Genomic DNA, 18,971 nt, shown 5'->3' on the forward strand with positions numbered 1-18,971 from the left:
CCGGCGGCGCGGGGGCCGTCGTGGTGGCGCGGCTCACGTTGCGGGTTTGACCTGGGCCCTGTCAATACGGCGGCCCCGGCCCGGGCGGTACACGCCCGGCTTGTCAGTGGTATGCGTCAGAATTGGTGCCAGGGCCAGCGCACGACTTATCGAGGGGCACGCATGTCCGGACTGATCGACACCACGGAGATGTATCTCCGCACCATCCTGGAGCTGGAAGAGGAAGGTGTGGTCCCGATGCGTGCGCGCATTGCGGAGCGGCTGGACCAGAGCGGTCCGACGGTGAGCCAGACGGTCGCGCGGATGGAGCGCGACGGCCTGGTCACGGTCGCCGGCGACCGCCACCTGGAGCTCACCGAGGAGGGCCGCCGGCTGGCGACGCGCGTCATGCGCAAGCACCGGCTCGCCGAGTGCCTGCTGGTCGACGTGATCGGCCTGGAGTGGGAGCAGGTCCACGAGGAGGCGTGCCGCTGGGAGCACGTGATGAGCGAGGCCGTCGAGCGCCGCGTGCTGGAGCTGCTGCGCCACCCCACCGAGTCGCCCTACGGCAACCCGATCCCCGGCCTGGAGGAGCTCGGCGAGAAGGCCGAGGCCGACCCCTACCTGAACGAGGACATGGTCAGCCTGCTCGACCTGACGCCCGGGACGGAGGGCAAGACCGTCGTCGTGCGGCGCATCGGGGAACCGATCCAGAGTGACGCGCAGCTGATGCACACCCTGCGGCGCGTGGGGGTGCAGCCGGGTGCCGTGGTCAGCGTGACGGAGTCGCCCGGTGGGGTGATGGTCGGCAGCAGCGGCGAGTCCGCCGAGCTGGCCTCGGAGATCGCCTCGCACGTCTTCGTCGCCAAGCGCTGAGCCGGGGCTCGTCCCGGGCCTTTCTCCGGGACGACCGGCGCTGACCGGTGGATTCACCTCCGCCACCGGTTCCGCCACCGGCTCGTACGGCACCCGCCCGCGCGGCCCGCACGGCCCACGCGCGCCGGCCCCGCGCCGCCGCGCGGGCCCACGCGCCTCTCCCGGCGGGGTGCCGGCGGGGTCGGCGGTGTGGTCAACTACCCATTCCCCGGCCGGAGTCGGCGGAAGTCGACGGATCGCGTACAGACGCCCCCGGGGCGTGTCACGCTGGCGTAGTGGCATATGCGCTCGCGCCGCCGACCAGGGAGGGGAGCCGATGAGGCACGGGGTGCTTCCTGCGCTGCCCGCGCCTGCCGGGGCGCGTGTGCCGCTCGCGGCTTCGACCGGGACGGCGACAACGACCGAGGGCGCGACGACGCGTGCCGCGGCCACCGCCCGGGCCGCCGCCGCGATGCGGGCCGTGGCTACTGCCCGCTCTGCCCACGCGGCCACTGCCCGCCCCACCCACGCGGCCACTGCCCGCTCCGCCCATGCGGCTACTGCCCGCTCCGCCCACGTGGCCACGGTCCGCTCCGCCCACGTGGCCACGGTCCGCTCCGCCCACGCGGCTGCCGTCCGGTCCGCCCGCGCGGCCACGGCCCGGCCCTTCGCGGCGCGGAGGCCCGCGTTCCCGCATCGCGTCCGGGAACCTGCCCGCTCCGCCGACGGAGCGGCCGCCCGGGCCGCCGCCGGGACGCGGGCGCCGTACGGAGGACCGGTCGCAGGCGAGGCGGCCCGCCCGGCGGGAGCGCCGCGCGCGATCACCCCCGCACGCCCGGCGTGTGCGACCCGCATAGCGCGCGTGTGGGCGGCGGCCGGGGCGGCACGCTGCGGCGCGTCGACGCGGCCGACGCGAGCGCCGCTCACCGGACATCCGCGCCCCGCAGGGGCGCCAAGCATGACAAGGGCCCCGGCGCCCTCGCGGGCGGCCGGGGCCCCGCCTCCCCGTATTCCCCCTCTGGCGACCCGGGGCCCCGAGCTCCCAGGGTGCGCCTCGCGGACCTGTTTCCCCGAGCGGTCCGCGCCCGAGTCGATTTCTCCCCTTGGCGACGACGGTCAACCCTCGGCCCCGGTCACTCGAACGAGGGGTGTTGAGCGCGAGAACCGTCCCATTCGAAAGGGGGTTCCATAAGGTGGAGCTGTCCGGGGGTGAAGTGGGGATGCCAGGAGTGATGGCGCGGCGTATCGATGTCAGCGGCAGCGGTGGAGTGCGGCTCGCCGCCTGGGAGTTCGCCGACCGGACGCGGACGGTCGACGCGCTCGGCAGGACGCCTGTGCACACGGTGCCCGCCGTGGCCCGGGGGCGGGAGCCCGGCGAGGGCGGGGTCCTGCTGCTGCACGGGCTGATGGGCCGCGCGGCGCACTGGGCCGAGACGGCCCGCTGGCTCTCCGCCCGGTACCGCGTGGTGGCCCTCGACCAGCGCGGGCACGGGCGCAGCGAGAAGCCCGTCGGCGGCCCGTACGTGCTGGACGCCTACGTGTCCGACGCCGAGGCGGTCGTCGAGCGGCTGGGGCTCGCCCCGGTCACCCTCATCGGTCACGCGATGGGCGCCCTCACGGCCTGGCGGCTGGCGGCGCGCCGGCCCGACCTCGTCCGGGCCGTCGTCATCTGCGACATGCGCGCCTCCGCGCTGGGCGCGGCCACCCAGCGCCGCTGGGGCGAGTGGTTCAAGTCCTGGCCGGTGCCCTTCGCCACGCTGGCGGACGTCCGGCACTGGTTCGGCCAGGAGGATCCGACCCTGGACCGCCCGGCCCCCGCGCGCGGCGACTTCTACGCCGAGGTGATGGCCGAACGCGCGGACGGCTGGCGTCCGCTCTTCTTCCGCCGCCAGATGCTCATGGCCCGCGAGGCGTACGCCCACGACGCCCACTGGGAGGAGCTGGCCCTCGTCGAGTGCCCCGCCCTCGTCGTCCGCGGCCTGGACGGGGAGCTCGGCCGCGCCGAGGCACAGGAGATGGTCCGCGTCCTCCCTCAGGGCCGCTACGCCGAGGTGGCCGACGCGGGCCACTTCCTCCACTACGACCAGCCCGCCGCCTGGCGCCGCGCGGCCGAGCCCTTCCTCCGGGCGGCGGCGCCGGTGTAGCCGCGGCCCGGGTCGCGCATCGCGCCTCACCTCCCACCCCCGCAGCCTGCCGAAACGCTCACGGAAGGGGCTCGCGGCCGCACGCCCGGAATGAATTCAACGGGCGTTGACATTCCTCCGGTCCAGGTGTGCACTGGAAGGGAACAGGTCAGAGGAATCGGCCAAAGGAGGCCGTCATGTCCGCTCGTACCGCCACCGCCACTTCCACGTTCACCCGCACCGAGCGGCCCGCGGACGTCCTCGTCGTCGGGGCCGGCCCGACCGGTCTGCTGCTGGCCGGGGATCTCGCCGCCTCCGGTGTGAACGTCGTGCTGCTGGAGCGGCGGAGCGCGGAGTCCAACCTCACCCGGGCCTTCGCCGTGCACGCCCGGACCCTGGAGGTGTTCGACGCGCGGGGGCTCGCCGAAGCGCTGATCGCCACGGGGCATCTGGTGGACGGCGTCCGCCTGTTCGGGCGGGTGGCCATCGACCTCACCCGGCTGGAGACCCGCTTCCCGGGCGTCCTCATGACCCCGCAGTACCACGTCGAACACCTCCTCGAGGAGCGTGCCGTGACGGCGGGCGCCGACATCCGGCGCGGGGTGCGCTGCACCGGACTGCGGCAGGACGCCGACGGGGTCGAGCTGGACGTCGAGGAGGCGGACGGCACCGCGCGCACCCTGCGGGCGCGGTACGCGGTCGGCACCGACGGTGTGCGCAGCACCGTCCGGAAGGCGCTCGGCATGCCGTTCCCGGGGCGGGCGGTGCTCGACTCCGTGATGCTCGCCGACGTACGGCTGTCCGCCGCGCCGCGCGAACTGCCCGCGTTCCGGGGCGGCGCCGAGGGCTTCGCGTTCGTCGTCCCGTTCGGCGACGGCTGGTTCCGGATCATCGCCTGGCGGCGCGGCACCCGGCTGCCCACCGACGCCCCCGTCGATCCGGACGAGCTCGAGGGCGTCACCCGCGCCCTCTTCGGCACCGACTTCGGCATCCACGACGTCCGCTGGACCTCCCGCTTCCACAGCGACGAGCGCCAGGTGCCCCGCTACCGGGACGGCCGGGTGTTCCTGGCCGGCGACGCCGCCCACGTCCACTCGCCCGCCGGTGGCCTGGGCATGAACGCCGGCCTCCAGGACGCCGCCAACCTGGGCTGGAAGCTCGCGGCCGTCCTCCACGGCCGGGCCGGGGAAGCCCTGCTGGACAGCTACCACGACGAACGCCACCCCGTCGGCGCACAGGTGCTGCGCGTCAGCGGCGCCATCGTCCGCGCGGTGCTGCTCGACTTCCCGGTGATCCGGGGCGCGCGCAACGTCGCCGCCCGCGTCCTGCCCTTCACCCCGGCCGTGGGACACCGGCTCGCCCGTACCGTCTCCGGACTCGCGGTCGCCTACCCGGCACCTCCCGGATCCCACCCGCTCACCGGCCGGCGCGTGCCGGACCTGCCGCTCGTCGAGACCGGCGACGGACCCACCCGCCTCTACGAGGCACTGCGCGCCGGCACCCACCTCCGCGTCCTGCCGCGCGACACCGGCCCCGACGTCCCGCCGGCCCCGCCCGGCGCGCTCACCGTCACCCGCGCCGACGCCGTACGGACGGCCCTGCTCGTCCGCCCCGACGGCTACGTGGAGTCGGCGGAGGAGCTGCCGCCGAGCTGGACCCTGCCGGAGGCGGAGGCGGGAACGGGAGCACGTCAGGGGACGGCGGCGCCGGCCGGACCGGAGGCCGCGGAACGGAACGCCGTCGTGGCGTGACCGCTCGGCGCCGCGCCGCGGGAGCGGAACGGCCGTATCCGGCACCGGGGCCCGGCTCCGGTGCCGGTACGCCGTCTCACGACAGGAAGCCGACGACCCCGAATCCCGGCATCCGCCCCGCCGCCCGCATCCAGCCGACGCACTCCTCGATCACCTCCAGCGTCATCGGGTCCACGGCCCGCCGCTGCTCCTCGGTGGTGGCCTCCCACTGCGCCAGGCCCTTGGCGCACTGGTCCGCCGTCCACTCGCCGTAGCCGGGCAGGTCGGTGAACGGCAGCGGGTCGGGGAGCGAGTAGGTGAGCTCGGACACGGAGACGGCGGTGATGCCAAGCCCCGCCATCGCCTCGTCGAGGACGGGCAGCCACGAGGCGCGTATCGGGCAGAAGTTGTCGTTGGGCAGGCGGTATCCGGTGAGCTCGCAGAGCCTCTTGTACGCGTAGCCGTACTGGAAGGCGAACCCCTCGTCGAACGGACCACCGTTGACCACCGCTTCCAGCGCCTGGTACGAGGTGGGGGCGCCCCGGCGTATCTCACTCCCGAAGTAGTCGTCGTCGGCGGCCAGATCGGCGCCGAAGTTGTCGCGGACGGCGTGCAGCAGCCCCTCGTCGCGGCAGCCGATGAAGGCGCGCGCGGCGGCGAGGTCGAGCAGCGTGAGGGACATCGCGGAACTCATGGAACCACCGTAGACCCGGGCACTGACAACGCCCCGGGCCCACGGTGGCACCCCACGTGAGCGGCCCTGCCGCCCCTACGCCTTGCTCGCCGCCTCCAGGATCTCCGGCAGCCGCCGCGCCATCCGCGTCGCGGCGAACCGCAGCCCTGCCCAGGCGGCCAGCGGCCCGTAGACGACGCCCAGCGGCAGCACGGCCCACAGGAGCCCGTGGCCGCCCGCCAGGTGCAGGCCGATCGTCAGCCCGATCAGCGGCGCGCAGACGGCCAGTCCGACCAGCGACCAGAGCGTGCCGAGCCAGGCGATGCCGGACTGGCCGGGGGCGATGTTCTTGAAGGCGTGGTCCTGCGGGACGGAGTACGGGTACTGCACCGAAGCGATGGCCCCCGTTCCCAGGAAACCCCCCAGCGCCGCGAAGCTCAGTCCCAGCACCTCCGGGCACTGGTCCCACCTGCCCGTGATCACCGCCATCGCCAGGACGAGCACGAGGAGGTAGGGCACCGTGATCAGGGTCAGGGCGAGCGCGCGGCCGCGCAGTTCGGCGAGCGCGTCGCGCGCCGAGCCGATCGTCTGGAGGACCATCCAGAAGGCCGGTCCGTCCTGACCGAACTGGTTGTACATCAGACCGGTCAGCATGATGACCGCGACGGAGATGAAGTACAGATTGTGCGAGCCCTGCACGATGTTGATCAGAGGTATCGCGGTGCCGATGCCCAGCGTCGACCCCCAGGTCGTCTTGATCTTCGGATCGCGCCAGGCGTAGCGCAACTGTCGCTGGGCGGCCGTGCCCATCCGCCCGGCGGGCAGCAGGCGGGCGAGGCCCGCGCCGGCCCCGTGCTCCTTCTCCGGCTTCGCCGTGGAGACGAGGGTGGAGGAGTCCGGCGAGGTCATGACCTTGGTGAGGGTGCGCTGCCACCAGAGCATCAGCACGGCCAGCAGGGCGGCGGTCAGGGCGAGTTCCGCGGCGGCGAGCCCGTACTCGCCCTCGCCCGCGGCCCGTACGGCGTCCAGCGCCGAGCCCGGCGGGATCCAGCGCGTCACGTCGGCCACCGGCTCCAGCCGGGCCAGCCCGGCCTCGCTCAGCTTCTGCACCGCCAGGTTGACGAGCTGTGCCCCGACGCCGATGATCACGCCGCTGAGCAGCGCGAGATCCTTTCCCTTGCGGCTGGACAGCAGCCGGACGTTGGCGGTGGCGACGGCCCGTGTCAGGGCCACGCACACGAGCAGCGTCAGCAGCACCGCCGGCACCGCGACGGCGAACGCCGCGGCCCCGTGCGCCGTCGCGATCACCGAGCCGATCAGGATCAGCAGGGTGAACGCCGGGCCGATGCCGATCAGCGAGCTGACCAGCAGCGCGGCGATCAGCGGCGCGGGCCGCAACGGCAGCATCGCCAGCCGCGTCGGGTCCAGGGTCTCGTCGCCGCCGGGGTAGAACAGCGGCATCACCGCCCAGCCGAGCGCGACCAGCACCATCAGCGGCACGATGAACGCCGCCGCGTGCTCGGTGCCCCGCAGCGCCACCAGGCCGAGCAACTGGAGCGCACCGAACAGGGCGACGAGGACGACGGACGCGATGAAGACGGCCTTGCGCTTGTTCGACTGCCGCAGGCCGTTGCGCAGCAGCGTCAGCTTCAGGCGGGCGAAGAGCGGGGTCAGCGAGAGGAGAGGGGCGGCGGGGGCGGCGGGGGAGGGGGTCGCGGGCGTCATCGGACGCCGCCCAGCCAGTCGAGCTCCTGGCCGTCGCTCGTCCCGCGGGCGCCCACGAGGTCGAGGAACGCGGCCTGGAGCGTCGGCGCCTCCCCCCGGACCTCCTCCAGGGTGCCGTGCGCGCGGATGCGGCCCGCGGCGAGGACGGCGACCCAGGAGCAGAGGGACTCCACCAGCTCCATCACGTGACTGGAGAAGACGACCGTGGCGCCGGAGGCGGTGTAACGTTCCAGCACCCGGCGGATGGACTGCGCGGAGACCGGGTCGACACCCTCGAACGGCTCGTCCAGGAAGAGGACTTCGGGGTTGTGCAGCAGCGCCGTCGCCAGCCCGATCTTCTTGCGCATGCCGGTCGAGTAGTCGACGACGAGCTTGTGCTGCGCGCCCGCGAGGTCGAGCACGTCGAGGAGTTGGGTGGCCCGCTGGTCCACCTCGTCGCCGGGCAGCCCCCGCAGCCGCCCGGTGTAGGCGAGGAGTTCGCGCCCCGACAGCCGCTCGAACATCCGCAGCCCCTCGGGCAGCACACCGATCACGGACTTGGCGGCGGCGGGATCCTCCCAGACATCGCGTCCGGCGATCTCCACGCGTCCCGAGTCGGGCCGCAGCAGGCCGGTGACCATCGACAGCGTCGTGGTCTTGCCCGCTCCGTTCGGCCCGACGAGCCCGATGAACCGGCCGGCGGGTATCTCCAGATCGATCCCGGCCACGGCCACCTGTTCGCCGAACCGCTTCCAGAGTCCCTCGACGCGTACGGCCGCGGATGTCGTTTCCCGTCCCACTGCCATCCCTCGTTCCTGGTGGTGCTCGGGGGCGGCAGGCCCCGCCCCGTCCTCAGCCTAGGGTCGGCCGGGGACGGAAGCAGGTGACAAACGTCAGGGACTTCCGGACGAGGCGGGTCCTGGAGCGGAAGCCTTTCGGAGGGCCGGCCCGCTACCGTCCCCGGGCCTCCGCGGACTGCCCGCCGCACGCGTAGGCGAGCGCGCTGACCAGCTCCTCCGCGTCCGGCAGCCAGCGGTTGGCGGCGGTGGGCTGGCGCGCCCACTGCACGGCACCGCGGTTGCCCACCCGGCTGGGCGGCGCCACCACGTAGTCGCCCTCGCCCCGCGCCACCAGGTCCAGTGAGGAGGGGCGCCAGCCCAGCTTGCGCGCCGCGTCCGCGACCTTGAGCGCCCCGCCCGGCAGGACGAAGAAGAGCATCCGGCGGAACGGGGTGCTGGTGATCGGCCCCAGCTCGATGCCCATCCGTTCCATGCGGGCCAGCGCCAGGCAGCCCGCGGACTCGGAGACGTCCAGGGCGTCGAACGTCCGCCCCGTCGGCAGCAGGACCGCCGCGTCCGGGTGTTTCGCCCACATGCGGCGCGCGCCGACCGCGCTGCCGGTGGCCTGCGTGGCCCAGTCCGGCCGGGCCGGGTGGGCGCCGGGGGCGGGGCAGTCGAGGTCGCCGCAGGAGCAGCGCTCCCGGCCGTCCACGGCCTCCAGCCAGGTGCCGGCGAAAACGTCCCAGTGCCGCTCCTCCGCGTACCGCACCGCGGCGTCGAGGACGCGCTCGCCGCGTTGTTGGGGAATGCGCGGGGTCCCTACTCCGATCGTCTCTTCCACGTTCATCACAACTCCCCTTGTCACCAGGGGTTACGGGCCGTTCCGGGGGTGCATGGGGGCAGCGGGGATCAGCACACGGGGCGCACGGATGCATGTGCGGGGGCGCAGAGGCGGCTTCGCCCCGGGAGGGGGGTAGCCACTGGCGAGGCGGAAGCCGGCACAGCCGACGCATTCATCAACGCTCTGGCATCAATACGGGAAAGTCCGGCATTCTCAGGACATTGGGGGGAAAGATCGCAGAGGAAGGCGCTCTCAGCTGTCCCAGCTTCTCCGTATTTCGTGAGGTCGTTCGCGAGGAACTCCGCGAAGGGCCCCGCGAAGAGCTCCGCGAAGTCCTTCGCGAACACATAGCAGTCTCAGGGGGTACAGATGGCCGCACGGCCACTCGTCGCGCGGCAGCCGAACGAACGGCTGCAGGCGCTCATCCAGGAGGCCGGCTGCTCCAACGCCGGCCTGGCGCGCCGCGTCAACATGTGCGGCGCCGAGCACGGCCTTGATCTCCGTTACGACAAGACGTCCGTCGCCCGCTGGCTGCGCGGCCAGCAGCCCCGCGGCCGTGCCCCGGCCGTCATCGCCGAGGCGCTCGGCCGCAAACTGGGCCGGACGGTCACCATCGACGAGATCGGCATGGCCAACGGCAAGAACCTCGCCTCGGGCGTGGGCCTGCAGTTCTCCCCGACCGTCATGGGAGCGATCGAGCAGGTCTGCGAGCTGTGGCGGAGCGACGTCGGCCGGCGCGACTTCCTCAGCGGCACCTCGGTGGCCTCGTCCGCGCTGGTCGAGCCCAGCCGCGACTGGCTGATCACCGGCGCCGACCCGCAGGTCGCGCGGAGCGCGGGCGCCCGGGTCGGGGTGTCGGACGTGGAGGCGGTCCGCGCCACCACGGAGGCGCTCGTCGAGCTCGACCACCGGTACGGGAGCGGGCACGTCCGCCCGGTCGTCGTCCACTACCTGAACAGCGTCGTCTCCGGGCTGCTCGCCGGCTCGTACCGGGAGGCGGTCGGACGTGAACTCTTCGCCGCCGTCGCACGGCTGACCGAACTCGCCGGCTACATGGCCGTCGACACCGGGCAGCCGGGGCTCGCCCAGCGCTACTACATCCAGGCCCTGCGGCTCGCGCAGGCCGCGGGCGACCGCGGCTACGGCGGCTACGTACTCGCCGCCAGCATGAGCCACCTCGCCGCGTCGCTCGGCAACCCGCGGGAGATCGCCCAGCTCGCGAAGGCGGCACAGGAGGGCGCCCGGGGGCAGGTCACACCGCGGGTCGAGGCGATGTTCCACGCGGCTGAGGCGCGCGGGCACGCGCTCCTCGGCGACGCCCGGTCCTGCCAGACCGTCGCCGCCAAGGCCGTCACCAAGCTCGAACAGGCCGACGGAGGCATCGGTTCCGGCGACGATCCCTCGTGGATCCGGCACTTCGACCGCGCGTACCTCTCGGACGAACTGGCCCACTGCCACCGCGACCTGGGCCAGTCCGAACCGGCCCGCCGGCATGCGGAGGACGCCCTGGCCAACCACCCCGAAGGCCGCGTCCGCCGCCGCGCCATCGGCCTTCTCCTGCTCGCCACCGCACATGTGCAGCAACGCGAGGTGGAAGAGGCCTGCGCGACGGGCACCCGGGCCCTGGAACTCCTCGGCACCCTCCGGTCCAACCGCGGCGCGGAGTACCTGGAGGACTTCCAGCAACGCCTCCAGCCGTTCCGGGACGAGCCGGCGGTAAGGGACTTCGGGGCGCGGATGGAGATGCAGGCGGCTTAGGGGGAGGGGTGGGGCCCCGGTCCCACCCCTTCGCCGATTCCTGGGCTGCGCCCCAGACCCCGCTTGTCGCGGCCTCGCCGCTCGTCCTCAAGCGCCGGACGGGCCATTCAGCGTCCGGCGCTTGAGGACAACCGCGCGGAGCGCGGTTTCAGGGGGTGCGGGGTCCTCCCCGCGGAAACGGTGAAAGGGCGGGACGGGGCATCCCTCCCTCCCCTCCCCACTGCACGTGGCCTGCCGACAAGTCACCGGGTAGCGTGAGCCGCCGTTCCGTACCCGTACAGCATGAGGAGTCCCGGTGACGCAGAGCGGACAGGGAAACGAGCCGCAATTCCCTGCGACCCCGCCGGGCGGGCGACGGACGCCGCTGCCACCCGAGATGCCTCCGCCCGGCGCCGGCACGGCGCCCCGAATACCCGGCGCGCCCGTGCCCCCGCAGGGACTCGGCCCGGCGGCGCGCGCCTTCGACCCCGTACCGCCCCTGCCGGGCCGCGCCCCGGCGCCCGAGTACCTGCCGCCCGTCGCGGGCGCGGGCGTCGGCGGTGCCGAGGACGAGCCGGCCACGCAGTACTTCCCGCCGTTCCAGGAGCCGTCGGCCCCCGGACCGAACGGCGACGGAGAGGCGACGCGTTACCTGCCTCCGGTCACTCCCGGCACTCCGCCCACCGGAGCAGCTTCGGATTCGGCCGCCACGCAGTACCTCCCGCCGATCCCGGGCGGGAACCCGGCCGGCCCGTCGCAGGACGCGACGTCGGCCGCCACGCGGTTCCTGCCGCCGGTTCCCGGCGCCCCGACCGCCGGGGAGGCGGCGACGCAGTACCTTCCGCCGGTTCCCGGCCCGTCCCCCGCCGGTTCACCCGCCGGGGAAGCGGCGACCCAGTACCTCCCGCCGGTGCCGGGCGGTCCCGCCGGAGCCGGTCCCGACGCGGCGTCGGCCGCCACGCAGTTCCTGCCGCCCGTCCAGGGGGGCATGGGGAGCACCGCCGCTCCCGGCGACTCGGCCGCCACGCAGTACCTCCCGCCGGTCGCTCCCGCAGCGGCAGGCACACCAGGCGCGGCGGGCCCGGCAGGAGCCGCGGCACCCGCAGGCGCCCCCGCCCCGCCCTCCGGCGACCGCAGCGCCCCGCCCGCCGAGTTCGACACCCTCTTCCGGCAGTCGGCCGCCTCCTTCCGCGAGGCGCCCGCACGGCCCGGCCCCACGGGCGCCGGGCCGGCGACACCGCCCGGCCCCGCCGGCCCGCGCGTCCCCGGCCCTCCGCCGCCCGGGGCCGCCGCTCCGGTCACCGGCTACGCGCCGCCACCGTCCGCCCCGGCGAAGCCGGCCCGCTCGGGCCGGGGCCGGAGCGTCGCCGTGATCGGCGGCGTCGTGGCCGGCTGCGCCGTCGCGGGTCTCGCCGCGGGTGCGTTCTTCTGGGGCGGAGGCGACGACAAGGACAAGGGACAGGAGCCCCAGAAGGCCGCCTCGGTCACGACGGAACCGAGCGCCCCGACCACCCCCGACGGCACCAAGAGCAAGAAGCCCAAGCCCGCTGACCCGGCGGAGGGCCAGGCCAAGGCGCTGGACGCGCTGCTCCAGGACAGCGGCAGCAGCCGGGGCGCCGTCGTCCAGGCCGTCGACGCCACCCGGAACTGCAAGGACCTCGGCAAGTCGGCCGGTGACCTCCGCGACGCCGCGAAGGACCGGAACGGCCTGGTCGACCGGCTGCGCAACACCTCCGTGGACAAACTGCCCGGCCACGGCGACCTCACCGCGCAGCTGACCAAGGCGTGGCAGTCGTCCGCGTCCGCCGACACCCACTACGCGGCCTGGGCCGATCAGGTCGGCGGCAAACACGGCTGCCACAAGGGTCACGCCCGTCCCAGTAAGGAGGCCCTCGCCGGCGACCGGGCCAGCGGTGAGGCGACGGCCGCCAAGAAGCGGGCGGCCGACCTGTGGAATCCGATCGCGAAGAAGTACGGGCTGCCGCAGCGGCAGTGGACACAGCTCTGACGTCGTCCGGCACCCGTGGACACGATGGCGGGTCGGGAACGTACGATCGATCGCTGTGCAAGGTTCGGAGAAGTCTTCCCGTCGCGGCCGCCGCTCGACCACCATGGACGGCATGCCGCTCAATGACATGCCATGGTGGCGCTGGCGGGCGAACGTCCGCTCGGCGCTGCACATGCTCTCGGACCCGGCCTTCCAGCAGGAATGCTGGCTGACCGGGCGTGAAGGGTACGGAGACGTGACCGACGCCGTCTACCGCCTGGTCGAGGACACCTGGCTGGACAACTGGTCGGCTGAGAAATACGTCGGAACGGTGTTCCGCGACTCGGGCGAGGCCGCCCTGGTGGACGTGGCGGTGCTGCGCGTGCTGCGGATCATGCACCAGGTCGGGGCCGACGCGCCGGTCTCGGCCTATCTGGAGCACCACGGCTGGCCCGAGGCCGTCCGGGCGGCCCGCGAGGCGCATGTGCGGCTGGCGGCGGGGGACGGGGACGATCCGGACGTGCCGCCGCGCTCCCTGCCCGTCCTGGCCGTCCTGACGAAGGTCTGACCCGGGCGGGACGGGTCGGCGGCCCCCGCCGGGCCGGACGGCGCCGCGCCGGCCGGACGGGACCGTACGCGCCGGGGCTCGGTGCCCCGGCCCCCCGCCCCGGCCCCGCGCCCGAGCCCCGCGCCCGAGCCCCGCGGAACCGGGTGGTCCGGTGGAGCCCCGCGGATATGCGACGCTATTGGGCTATGAACGCCTCGCAGCCGGCGCCGCCCGCGCGGACCGCACAGCCCGACCAGTACGTCCTCACCCTCTCCTGCCCGGACAAGCAGGGCATCGTCCACGCGGTGTCCAGCTACCTCTTCATGACCGGTTGCAACATCGAGGACAGCCAGCAGTTCGGCGACCACGACACCGGGCTGTTCTTCATGCGGGTGCACTTCGGCGCCGAGGCCCCGGTGACGCTGGAGAAGCTGCGGGCCAGCTTCGCCGCCATCGGCGACGCGTTCCACATGGACTGGCAGATCCACCGCGCCGACGAGAAGATGCGCATCGTCCTGATGGTGTCCAAGTTCGGGCACTGCCTCAACGACCTGCTCTTCCGCTCCCGGATCGGCGCCCTGCCGGTGGAGATCGCGGCGGTCGTCTCCAACCACACCGACTTCGCCGAGCTCGTCGGCTCCTACGGCATCCCCTTCCACCACATCCCGGTGACGAAGGACACCAAGCAGGAGGGCGAGGCGCGGCTGCTGGAGATCGTCCGCGACGAGAAGGTCGAACTGGTCGTCCTGGCCCGCTATATGCAGGTGCTCTCCGACAACCTCTGCAAGGAACTGTCGGGCCGGATCATCAACATCCACCACTCCTTCCTGCCGAGCTTCAAGGGCGCGAAGCCGTACCACCAGGCGCACGCCCGCGGTGTGAAGCTGATCGGTGCCACCGCGCACTACGTCACCGCCGACCTCGACGAGGGCCCGATCATCGAGCAGGAGGTCGAGCGGGTCGGCCACGAGGTGACCCCCGAGCAGCTGGTCGCCATCGGCCGGGACGTGGAGTGCCAGGCCCTGGCCCGCGCGGTGAAATGGCACAGCGAGCACCGGGTGCTGCTGAACGGCCGTCGCACGGTCGTCTTCGCGTAAGCGCAAGGCCGCCCCGGGCCCGCCCGCGTTCGCGGGCCCGGCGGTCCTCCCCCCCTCTCTCCCGCTCCCGCCGCCTACAGCCGTGACAGCGAGGCCGTGGCGAAGAGGACGTCCCGGATGGCCTCCGGGTCCCCGTCCTGTCCGGCTGTGGCCTCCTGCGGCTCGACCCGCCCGGCGGCGAGCCGGCAGAACTCCACCCCGTCGAGCGCCACATGGGCCACTTCCGTCCCCGGGGAGGCGTGGGCGGTGGGGGAGTCCAGGGCGATGTACCAGTGGCCGCCGCCACTGCCCTCCACCTCCAGGTGCAGTGCGCGTCCCGGCGCGCCGGCCGTGGTCAGCACGTGCGCCGGCGGGGCCAGCCCGGCCCGGCGGCGGCCGGCGATGGCGCCCGGCAGCATCCGGGCCGCCAGGTCGATCATGCGGTGCAGATGGGACGGCGCCGGTGGCTCGTACGGGTACGCGACCGCGTCGGCGACGTCCTCCGCGTGCACCCAGCACTCGAAGGCGCGGTCGAGGAAGGCGTCGTGCAGCGGGAGGCTGAACGGGCCGTACTCGACGCTCGTGGCGGCTGTGGCCTCGGCGTTCCCAGCGGTCTCGCCGTTCCCGGCGCTCCCCGCGGCGAAGGACGCGCTCCTTATCAGGGCGCGGCTCTGGTCGCGCCAGGCCGCGTGGGCGCTGCCGGAGGGCCGGCCCTCCTCGGCCGTCCAGAGGGCCTCGGTGCGTCCGTCGGGCGACACCGGCACGCGGCCGGCGGGCACCTCCGCCGCTCCGCCGCCGGACGGGACGGCCACCGCGGCGGCCGGCGCCGGCACCGGGTCGGGCAGGCCCAGCGAGCCGGCGACGAGGCCGTCCACCGCCGTGAGGTGGCTGATCACGGCGGCCACGCTGACCTGCCGTTCGGCGGGCCGGCGCCCGTCGAACCAGGCGAGCCGCACCGGCGCCCGCCAGTCCTGCTCGCCGATGTCCCGCAGCAGGGCGTCGAGGCGGGCCGTCTCCGCCTCGTAGGGCGCGGCCCAGCCGGGCACCGGGATCCGGGCCGGGCGGCGGCCGAGGCAGTGCGCGAGCACCCGGGAGCGCAGGGACGGATCGAGGTCGAGGCTGTCCTCGGGGTGGAGTAAAGCGACCGCGTCCCGCAGCCGGACGGCCTCCTCGGCGCAGGAGGCGCAGTCGGTCAGATGCTCCTCGACGGCCGCGGTCTCGTCGGGGGAGCAGGCGGCCAGCGCCCAGGCGCCGAGCAGCGAGGTGAGCGCGGGGTGTGGCCGGGACGGCCGGCGCGGGTGTCCGGTCATCGTGGGTCTCCGCCGGCGGAGGGCGGCGGCGGGCCGGCCGCGCGGTAGCCCGGGCGGCGGGGGCCGTGGGCGGTGGAGAGCAACTGGAGCCCCAGGCGCAGCCGGCGGCGCGCCTCGTCCTCGGTGACCCCCAGGCCGGCGGCGGCCCGGCGGTAGTCGAGGCGGCGGGTGTAGGCGAGGTCGAGGGCCTCGCGCAGGGGCGCGGGCATGGAGCCGACGATGTAGTCGGCGCGGGCGGCGGCGGAGGCCGCGCGGACGCGTTCGTCGATCTCCTCGGGGGTGGCCGGGCCGCCGGGGCCGTCGCTCTCCGACCGGCGCAGCCGGGCGACGGCCTGCCGGTGGGTGAGGTCGGCGAGCCAGGAACGCAGCGGGCCCTGCCGGGGGTCCCACTCACCGGGGTGCTCCCAGACGTGGCCGAAGACGTCGCGCGTGACCCGGTCGGCGCCGGCCTCGTCGCCGAGGACGCGGTGGGCGAGGCCGTGCACGAGGGAGGCGAAGCGGTCGTACAGCTCGCCGAGCGCGGCCGCTTCGCCGTGCGCGAGCCGCTGCTGCATCCTCCGGTCCCACCGTGGTGGTGCGTCCGTCGTCATCCGCCCCTCCTCCCGTGCGTCGTCTCGACGCCTGCACTTCGCAATGTAACGGGAGGGTCCGACAACGGGCGCGCGTTCGGACGGAAATCCGGGTAACTCCGGGGAAGATCAGGGAAGCCCGGGCGCGGGACCGCCACGGGTGGTAGGGCTTGACGGAGCCGGGGCGCCGCCGGCCGCCGGCGCGGGTGCCAGGGTGGCCCGGATCGTCCCCGCAGGTGGCGCGTGGGGTGGCGGCAGTGCGTCGGCCGTCCGTCAGGCGATCGGTGTTTGACCGGACATGCTCGAATGTGCCGATGTGTTATGCGGGTGTGACCGGATCCGGGGGGAGGAAGCGTCCGGGCTGGGCATAGGGTCAGGGCGGTGGTTTATGCCAGACGGCAATTCGCGGCGGATCCGGTTGCCGGATCCCCGAGGGTCGTAGGACCGTCGCGGAGCGCGCGGGACGGCGGCCACACCGCGGAAGGGCTCAGTCCGGAATTGCGCCGGGAAGCGCGAACAGCCGGCGGACCGAGTGGAAGGGCTCGAGCGCGTGACGTTGAAGGTGTGGGAGCGCGAGCAGGGGAACTGGGCCGTGCTCCAGGTCAGCGGCGAGATGGATCTGGTGACCTCCCCGGCGGTCCGGCAGCGTGTGCACGACGCGGTGGCGGAGGGGCGGCGGAGTCTGGTGCTCGACCTCGGCGAGGTGCGGTTCTGCGACTCCAGCGGGGTCGGCGTGCTCATCGCCGCCCGGCGTCTGATGCGCTCCTGCCAAGGACGGCTGCGGCTGATCCTGCCCGCCCAGGGGGCGGTCGAGGGATCCCACGTCAACAGGGTGCTCGCCGCGCTCGGCGTGCGGCGCCTCTTCGAGGTCTACCCGGACCTGGCGAGCGCCACGGCCGAGACCGACCCCCTCTCGGCCTGAAGTCGCCCGGCCGCGGAAACGGCCGGGCGACCACCCCGCGCCGCCCGGCGCCGGGGCCGTCGGCCATGCCCGGAGACGCGGCACACCGGCTCCGCCCCATGGCATACGGGTCGGCTCCCGGCCGGCTCCGTCCGGCGCCACACGGTCACCTTCCGCGTGGAACAGCACACGGTCACCGCCGTCCGGGAAGTGCGCCGCCGGAAAGCACACGGTCACCCCCGCGCGAAAAGCGCACCGCCGGAAAGCACACGGTCACCCCGCGCGGAGGCCGCACGCTCATCCCCCGCGCGGAAAGCGCGCCCGCACCACGAACCCGTCGTCCTCCGTCGGCTCCGCCTCCAGCGTGCCGCCGAGGCTCTGCGCGCGCTCCCGCAGCCCCACCAGGCCGTGGCCGCCGCCGGGCAGCCCGGGGGCCGGAACGGCCGAGTCGGCCGGCCCGTTGCGGACCTCGACGCGCAGCCCGTCGTCCGGCTCGTCCACCCGCACCCGCACCTTCGCCCCGGGCGCGTGCTTGCGCACGTTCGTCAGCGCCTCCTGCACGGTGCGGAAGGCGGCCCGTTCGACCGCCTCCGAGCGTTCGGCGGCCGGGTCGTACGCGGCCTCGTACGTGACGTCGAGCGCGCTCAGTTCGACCAGCCGCGGCAGGTCCGCGAGCTTCGGCTGCGGCGTGAGCTCCTCGGTGTCCGCGCCCGCCGCCCGCAGGATGCCGACCATGTGCCGCAGTTCGTCCAGCGTGCGCACCGACAGCTCGCGGATGGTCCGCGCCCCGGCACGGGCCCGGGTGTCGGCCGTGCTGACCTGCACCGCGCCCGCCTGAAGGCTGATCAGGCTCACCTGGTGGGCGACGACGTCGTGCATCTCGCGGGCGAGCCGGGCGCGTTCGGTCGCGAGGACCCGGTCGGCGAGGAGCCGGTCCTCGCGGGCCCGGCTGCGGGTCAGTTCGTCCAGCCGGGCGGCCAGTTCGCGGCGGGTCCGGGAGAGCAGCCCCACCGCGATCGGAGCCGCCGCGATGACGACCGCGTTGATCGCGTCCAGCGCCAGCCCGCGCGGATTGCCCACCGGAAGGTCGGAGACGGGGTAGGGGAGGAAGTGGACGACGGCGAAGAGCAGGCCGGTGACGCCCAGCAGCCGCCGGTCGGGCCGGCGCACGGCCGCCACCGTGTAGAGCGCGATCAGCGGCGCGAACCAGATGTAGCCGATGTAGAAGCCCGGCAGAACGGCCAGGAAGACCGTCACGGGGAAGCGCCGCCGCCACAGCAGCGCCACGGCGGCCGCCAGGGAGAGCAGCAGGGCGGCCCCCGGGGTCACGCCGTTGACCAGGAGGGCGTCGGCGACGGCCAGCGCCACGGGCGCGACGAGCGGCACCCAGGCCGGCCGGCTCCGCGCCCGGGGGTTCACCGGACGCCGTCCCCGGGCCGTGGCACGGGCACCAGCCCCGCGCGGTCGGCCACGACGGCCGCCTGCACCCGGTTGATCCCGCCGAGCTTGCCGAGGACCGCGCGGACGTGGTCCTTGACCGTGCTGGGCGCCAGGCCCATGCGCTCGGCGATCTGCGGGTTCGCCAGTCCGGCGCCGACGTGGGCCAGCACCTCGCGCTCGCGCGGGGTCAGGCTCCGTACCGCCTCGGCGGCCGAGGCCCCGGCGCCCGCCGCGAGGTAGCCGCCGATCACGGTCCTGGTCACCCCGGGGTCGAGCACGCTGCCGCCGGCCGCGAGCGTCCGCACGGCCCGGACGAGCTGGTCGGGGTCGGTGTCCTTGAGCAGGAACCCGGCCGCTCCGCCGCGCAGCGCGGCGGCCAGGTACTCGTCGGCGTCGAACGTGGTGAGCATGGCGACGGCGGGCGGCTCCGGCGCGGCCCGCAGGGCGCGCAGCACGGTCAGCCCGGAGACGTCCGGCATCCGCACGTCGAGGAGGACGACGTCGGGCGCGCAGGCGAGCACGGTGGCCACGGCGTCGCCGCCCCCGCAGTCCGCGACGACGTCGATGTCCCGGGCCGTGCCCAGGATCATCCGCAGTCCGGACCGGACCAGTTGCTCGTCGTCCACCACAGCGACACGGATCAACGCCCGCTCCCTCGTCCCTTTCACACCAGGAGCCCCGGAGGACTCCCGGCACCTTCCAGCCTGCCGTACCGGCACG

16 protein-coding genes are annotated in these 18,971 nt (G+C 74.5%); 8 read left to right on the forward strand and 8 right to left on the reverse strand.

Going from position 1 to position 18,971, the window contains the following annotated elements:
- Positions 1-162: 162 nt before the first annotated feature.
- The 3 genes from ACH4PU_RS16050 (at position 163) to ACH4PU_RS16060 (ending at position 4,708) form a co-directional block, all read left to right on the forward strand.
- The gene (locus tag ACH4PU_RS16050; protein ID WP_185941432.1) at positions 163-855 is read left to right on the forward strand and encodes a metal-dependent transcriptional regulator; all 693 of its coding nucleotides are present in this window, start codon (positions 163-165) and stop codon (positions 853-855) included.
- Between the two features lie 1,211 nt (positions 856-2,066).
- A complete protein-coding gene (locus ACH4PU_RS16055) occupies positions 2,067-2,978 on the forward strand; it encodes an alpha/beta fold hydrolase (protein ID WP_398271818.1) in 912 nt (303 codons plus the stop codon).
- 176 nt (positions 2,979-3,154) lie between these two features.
- Positions 3,155-4,708 (forward strand): FAD-dependent monooxygenase, encoded by a 1,554-nt coding sequence (locus ACH4PU_RS16060; RefSeq protein WP_398271820.1) that lies wholly within the window; start codon positions 3,155-3,157, stop codon positions 4,706-4,708.
- A 76-nt stretch (positions 4,709-4,784) separates the two neighbouring features.
- Here ACH4PU_RS16060 and ACH4PU_RS16065 read toward each other — a convergent pair whose 3' ends face one another.
- From ACH4PU_RS16065 to ACH4PU_RS16080, 4 genes are all read right to left on the reverse strand, one after another.
- Positions 4,785-5,381, reverse strand: a complete 597-nt coding sequence (locus tag ACH4PU_RS16065) for a hypothetical protein (RefSeq protein ID WP_398271822.1) — start codon at positions 5,379-5,381, stop codon at positions 4,785-4,787.
- Between the two features lie 75 nt (positions 5,382-5,456).
- Complete coding sequence (locus ACH4PU_RS16070; RefSeq protein WP_398271824.1) at positions 5,457-7,085, reverse strand: transporter; 1,629 nt, start codon at positions 7,083-7,085, stop codon at positions 5,457-5,459.
- Positions 7,082-7,870 (reverse strand): ABC transporter ATP-binding protein, encoded by a 789-nt coding sequence (locus tag ACH4PU_RS16075; protein WP_398271826.1) that lies wholly within the window; start codon positions 7,868-7,870, stop codon positions 7,082-7,084. The genes ACH4PU_RS16070 and ACH4PU_RS16075 overlap by 4 nt, the downstream gene beginning before the upstream one ends.
- 145 nt (positions 7,871-8,015) lie before the next feature.
- A complete protein-coding gene (locus ACH4PU_RS16080) occupies positions 8,016-8,690 on the reverse strand; it encodes a bifunctional DNA primase/polymerase (RefSeq protein WP_398271828.1) in 675 nt (224 codons plus the stop codon).
- A 363-nt stretch (positions 8,691-9,053) separates the two neighbouring features.
- On the opposite strand from ACH4PU_RS16080, the gene ACH4PU_RS16085 reads away from it, so the two are divergent.
- The 4 genes from ACH4PU_RS16085 (at position 9,054) to purU (ending at position 14,052) form a co-directional block, all read left to right on the forward strand.
- On the forward strand, positions 9,054-10,442 hold the full coding sequence (locus tag ACH4PU_RS16085; RefSeq protein ID WP_398271830.1) for a transcriptional regulator: 1,389 nt from the start codon (positions 9,054-9,056) through the stop codon (positions 10,440-10,442).
- Between the two features lie 424 nt (positions 10,443-10,866).
- Positions 10,867-12,429: a hypothetical protein gene (locus tag ACH4PU_RS16090; protein WP_398271832.1), complete on the forward strand. Its 1,563-nt coding sequence runs from the start codon at positions 10,867-10,869 to the stop codon at positions 12,427-12,429.
- 103 nt (positions 12,430-12,532) lie between these two features.
- The gene (locus tag ACH4PU_RS16095) at positions 12,533-12,976 is read left to right on the forward strand and encodes a hypothetical protein (RefSeq protein WP_040890138.1); all 444 of its coding nucleotides are present in this window, start codon (positions 12,533-12,535) and stop codon (positions 12,974-12,976) included.
- A 185-nt stretch (positions 12,977-13,161) separates the two neighbouring features.
- Complete coding sequence (purU, locus tag ACH4PU_RS16100) at positions 13,162-14,052, forward strand: formyltetrahydrofolate deformylase (protein ID WP_398271834.1); 891 nt, start codon at positions 13,162-13,164, stop codon at positions 14,050-14,052.
- A gap of 74 nt (positions 14,053-14,126) precedes the next feature.
- Here purU and ACH4PU_RS16105 read toward each other — a convergent pair whose 3' ends face one another.
- Positions 14,127-15,341, reverse strand: a complete 1,215-nt coding sequence (locus ACH4PU_RS16105) for a zf-HC2 domain-containing protein (protein ID WP_398271836.1) — start codon at positions 15,339-15,341, stop codon at positions 14,127-14,129.
- Positions 15,338-15,931: a sigma factor gene (locus ACH4PU_RS16110; protein WP_398271838.1), complete on the reverse strand. Its 594-nt coding sequence runs from the start codon at positions 15,929-15,931 to the stop codon at positions 15,338-15,340. Before ACH4PU_RS16110 ends, ACH4PU_RS16105 begins: the two co-directional genes overlap by 4 nt.
- Positions 15,932-16,460: 529 nt before the next feature.
- On the opposite strand from ACH4PU_RS16110, the gene ACH4PU_RS16115 reads away from it, so the two are divergent.
- Positions 16,461-16,832 (forward strand): STAS domain-containing protein, encoded by a 372-nt coding sequence (locus ACH4PU_RS16115; protein ID WP_398271840.1) that lies wholly within the window; start codon positions 16,461-16,463, stop codon positions 16,830-16,832.
- A 276-nt stretch (positions 16,833-17,108) separates the two neighbouring features.
- Here the strand turns inward: ACH4PU_RS16115 and ACH4PU_RS16120 are convergent, their stop codons facing one another.
- Entirely contained in the window at positions 17,109-18,230 is a 1,122-nt protein-coding gene (locus ACH4PU_RS16120) for a sensor histidine kinase (protein WP_398271843.1), read from the reverse strand.
- Positions 18,227-18,895, reverse strand: coding sequence for a response regulator (locus ACH4PU_RS16125; RefSeq protein ID WP_398271845.1), 669 nt, complete (start codon positions 18,893-18,895; stop codon positions 18,227-18,229). The genes ACH4PU_RS16120 and ACH4PU_RS16125 overlap by 4 nt, the downstream gene beginning before the upstream one ends.
- Between the last annotated feature and the right edge of the window lie 76 nt (positions 18,896-18,971).

The sequence above is a fragment of the Streptomyces sp. NPDC021100 genome, assembly GCF_044333095.1.
GTDB lineage: Bacteria > Actinomycetota > Actinomycetes > Streptomycetales > Streptomycetaceae > Streptomyces.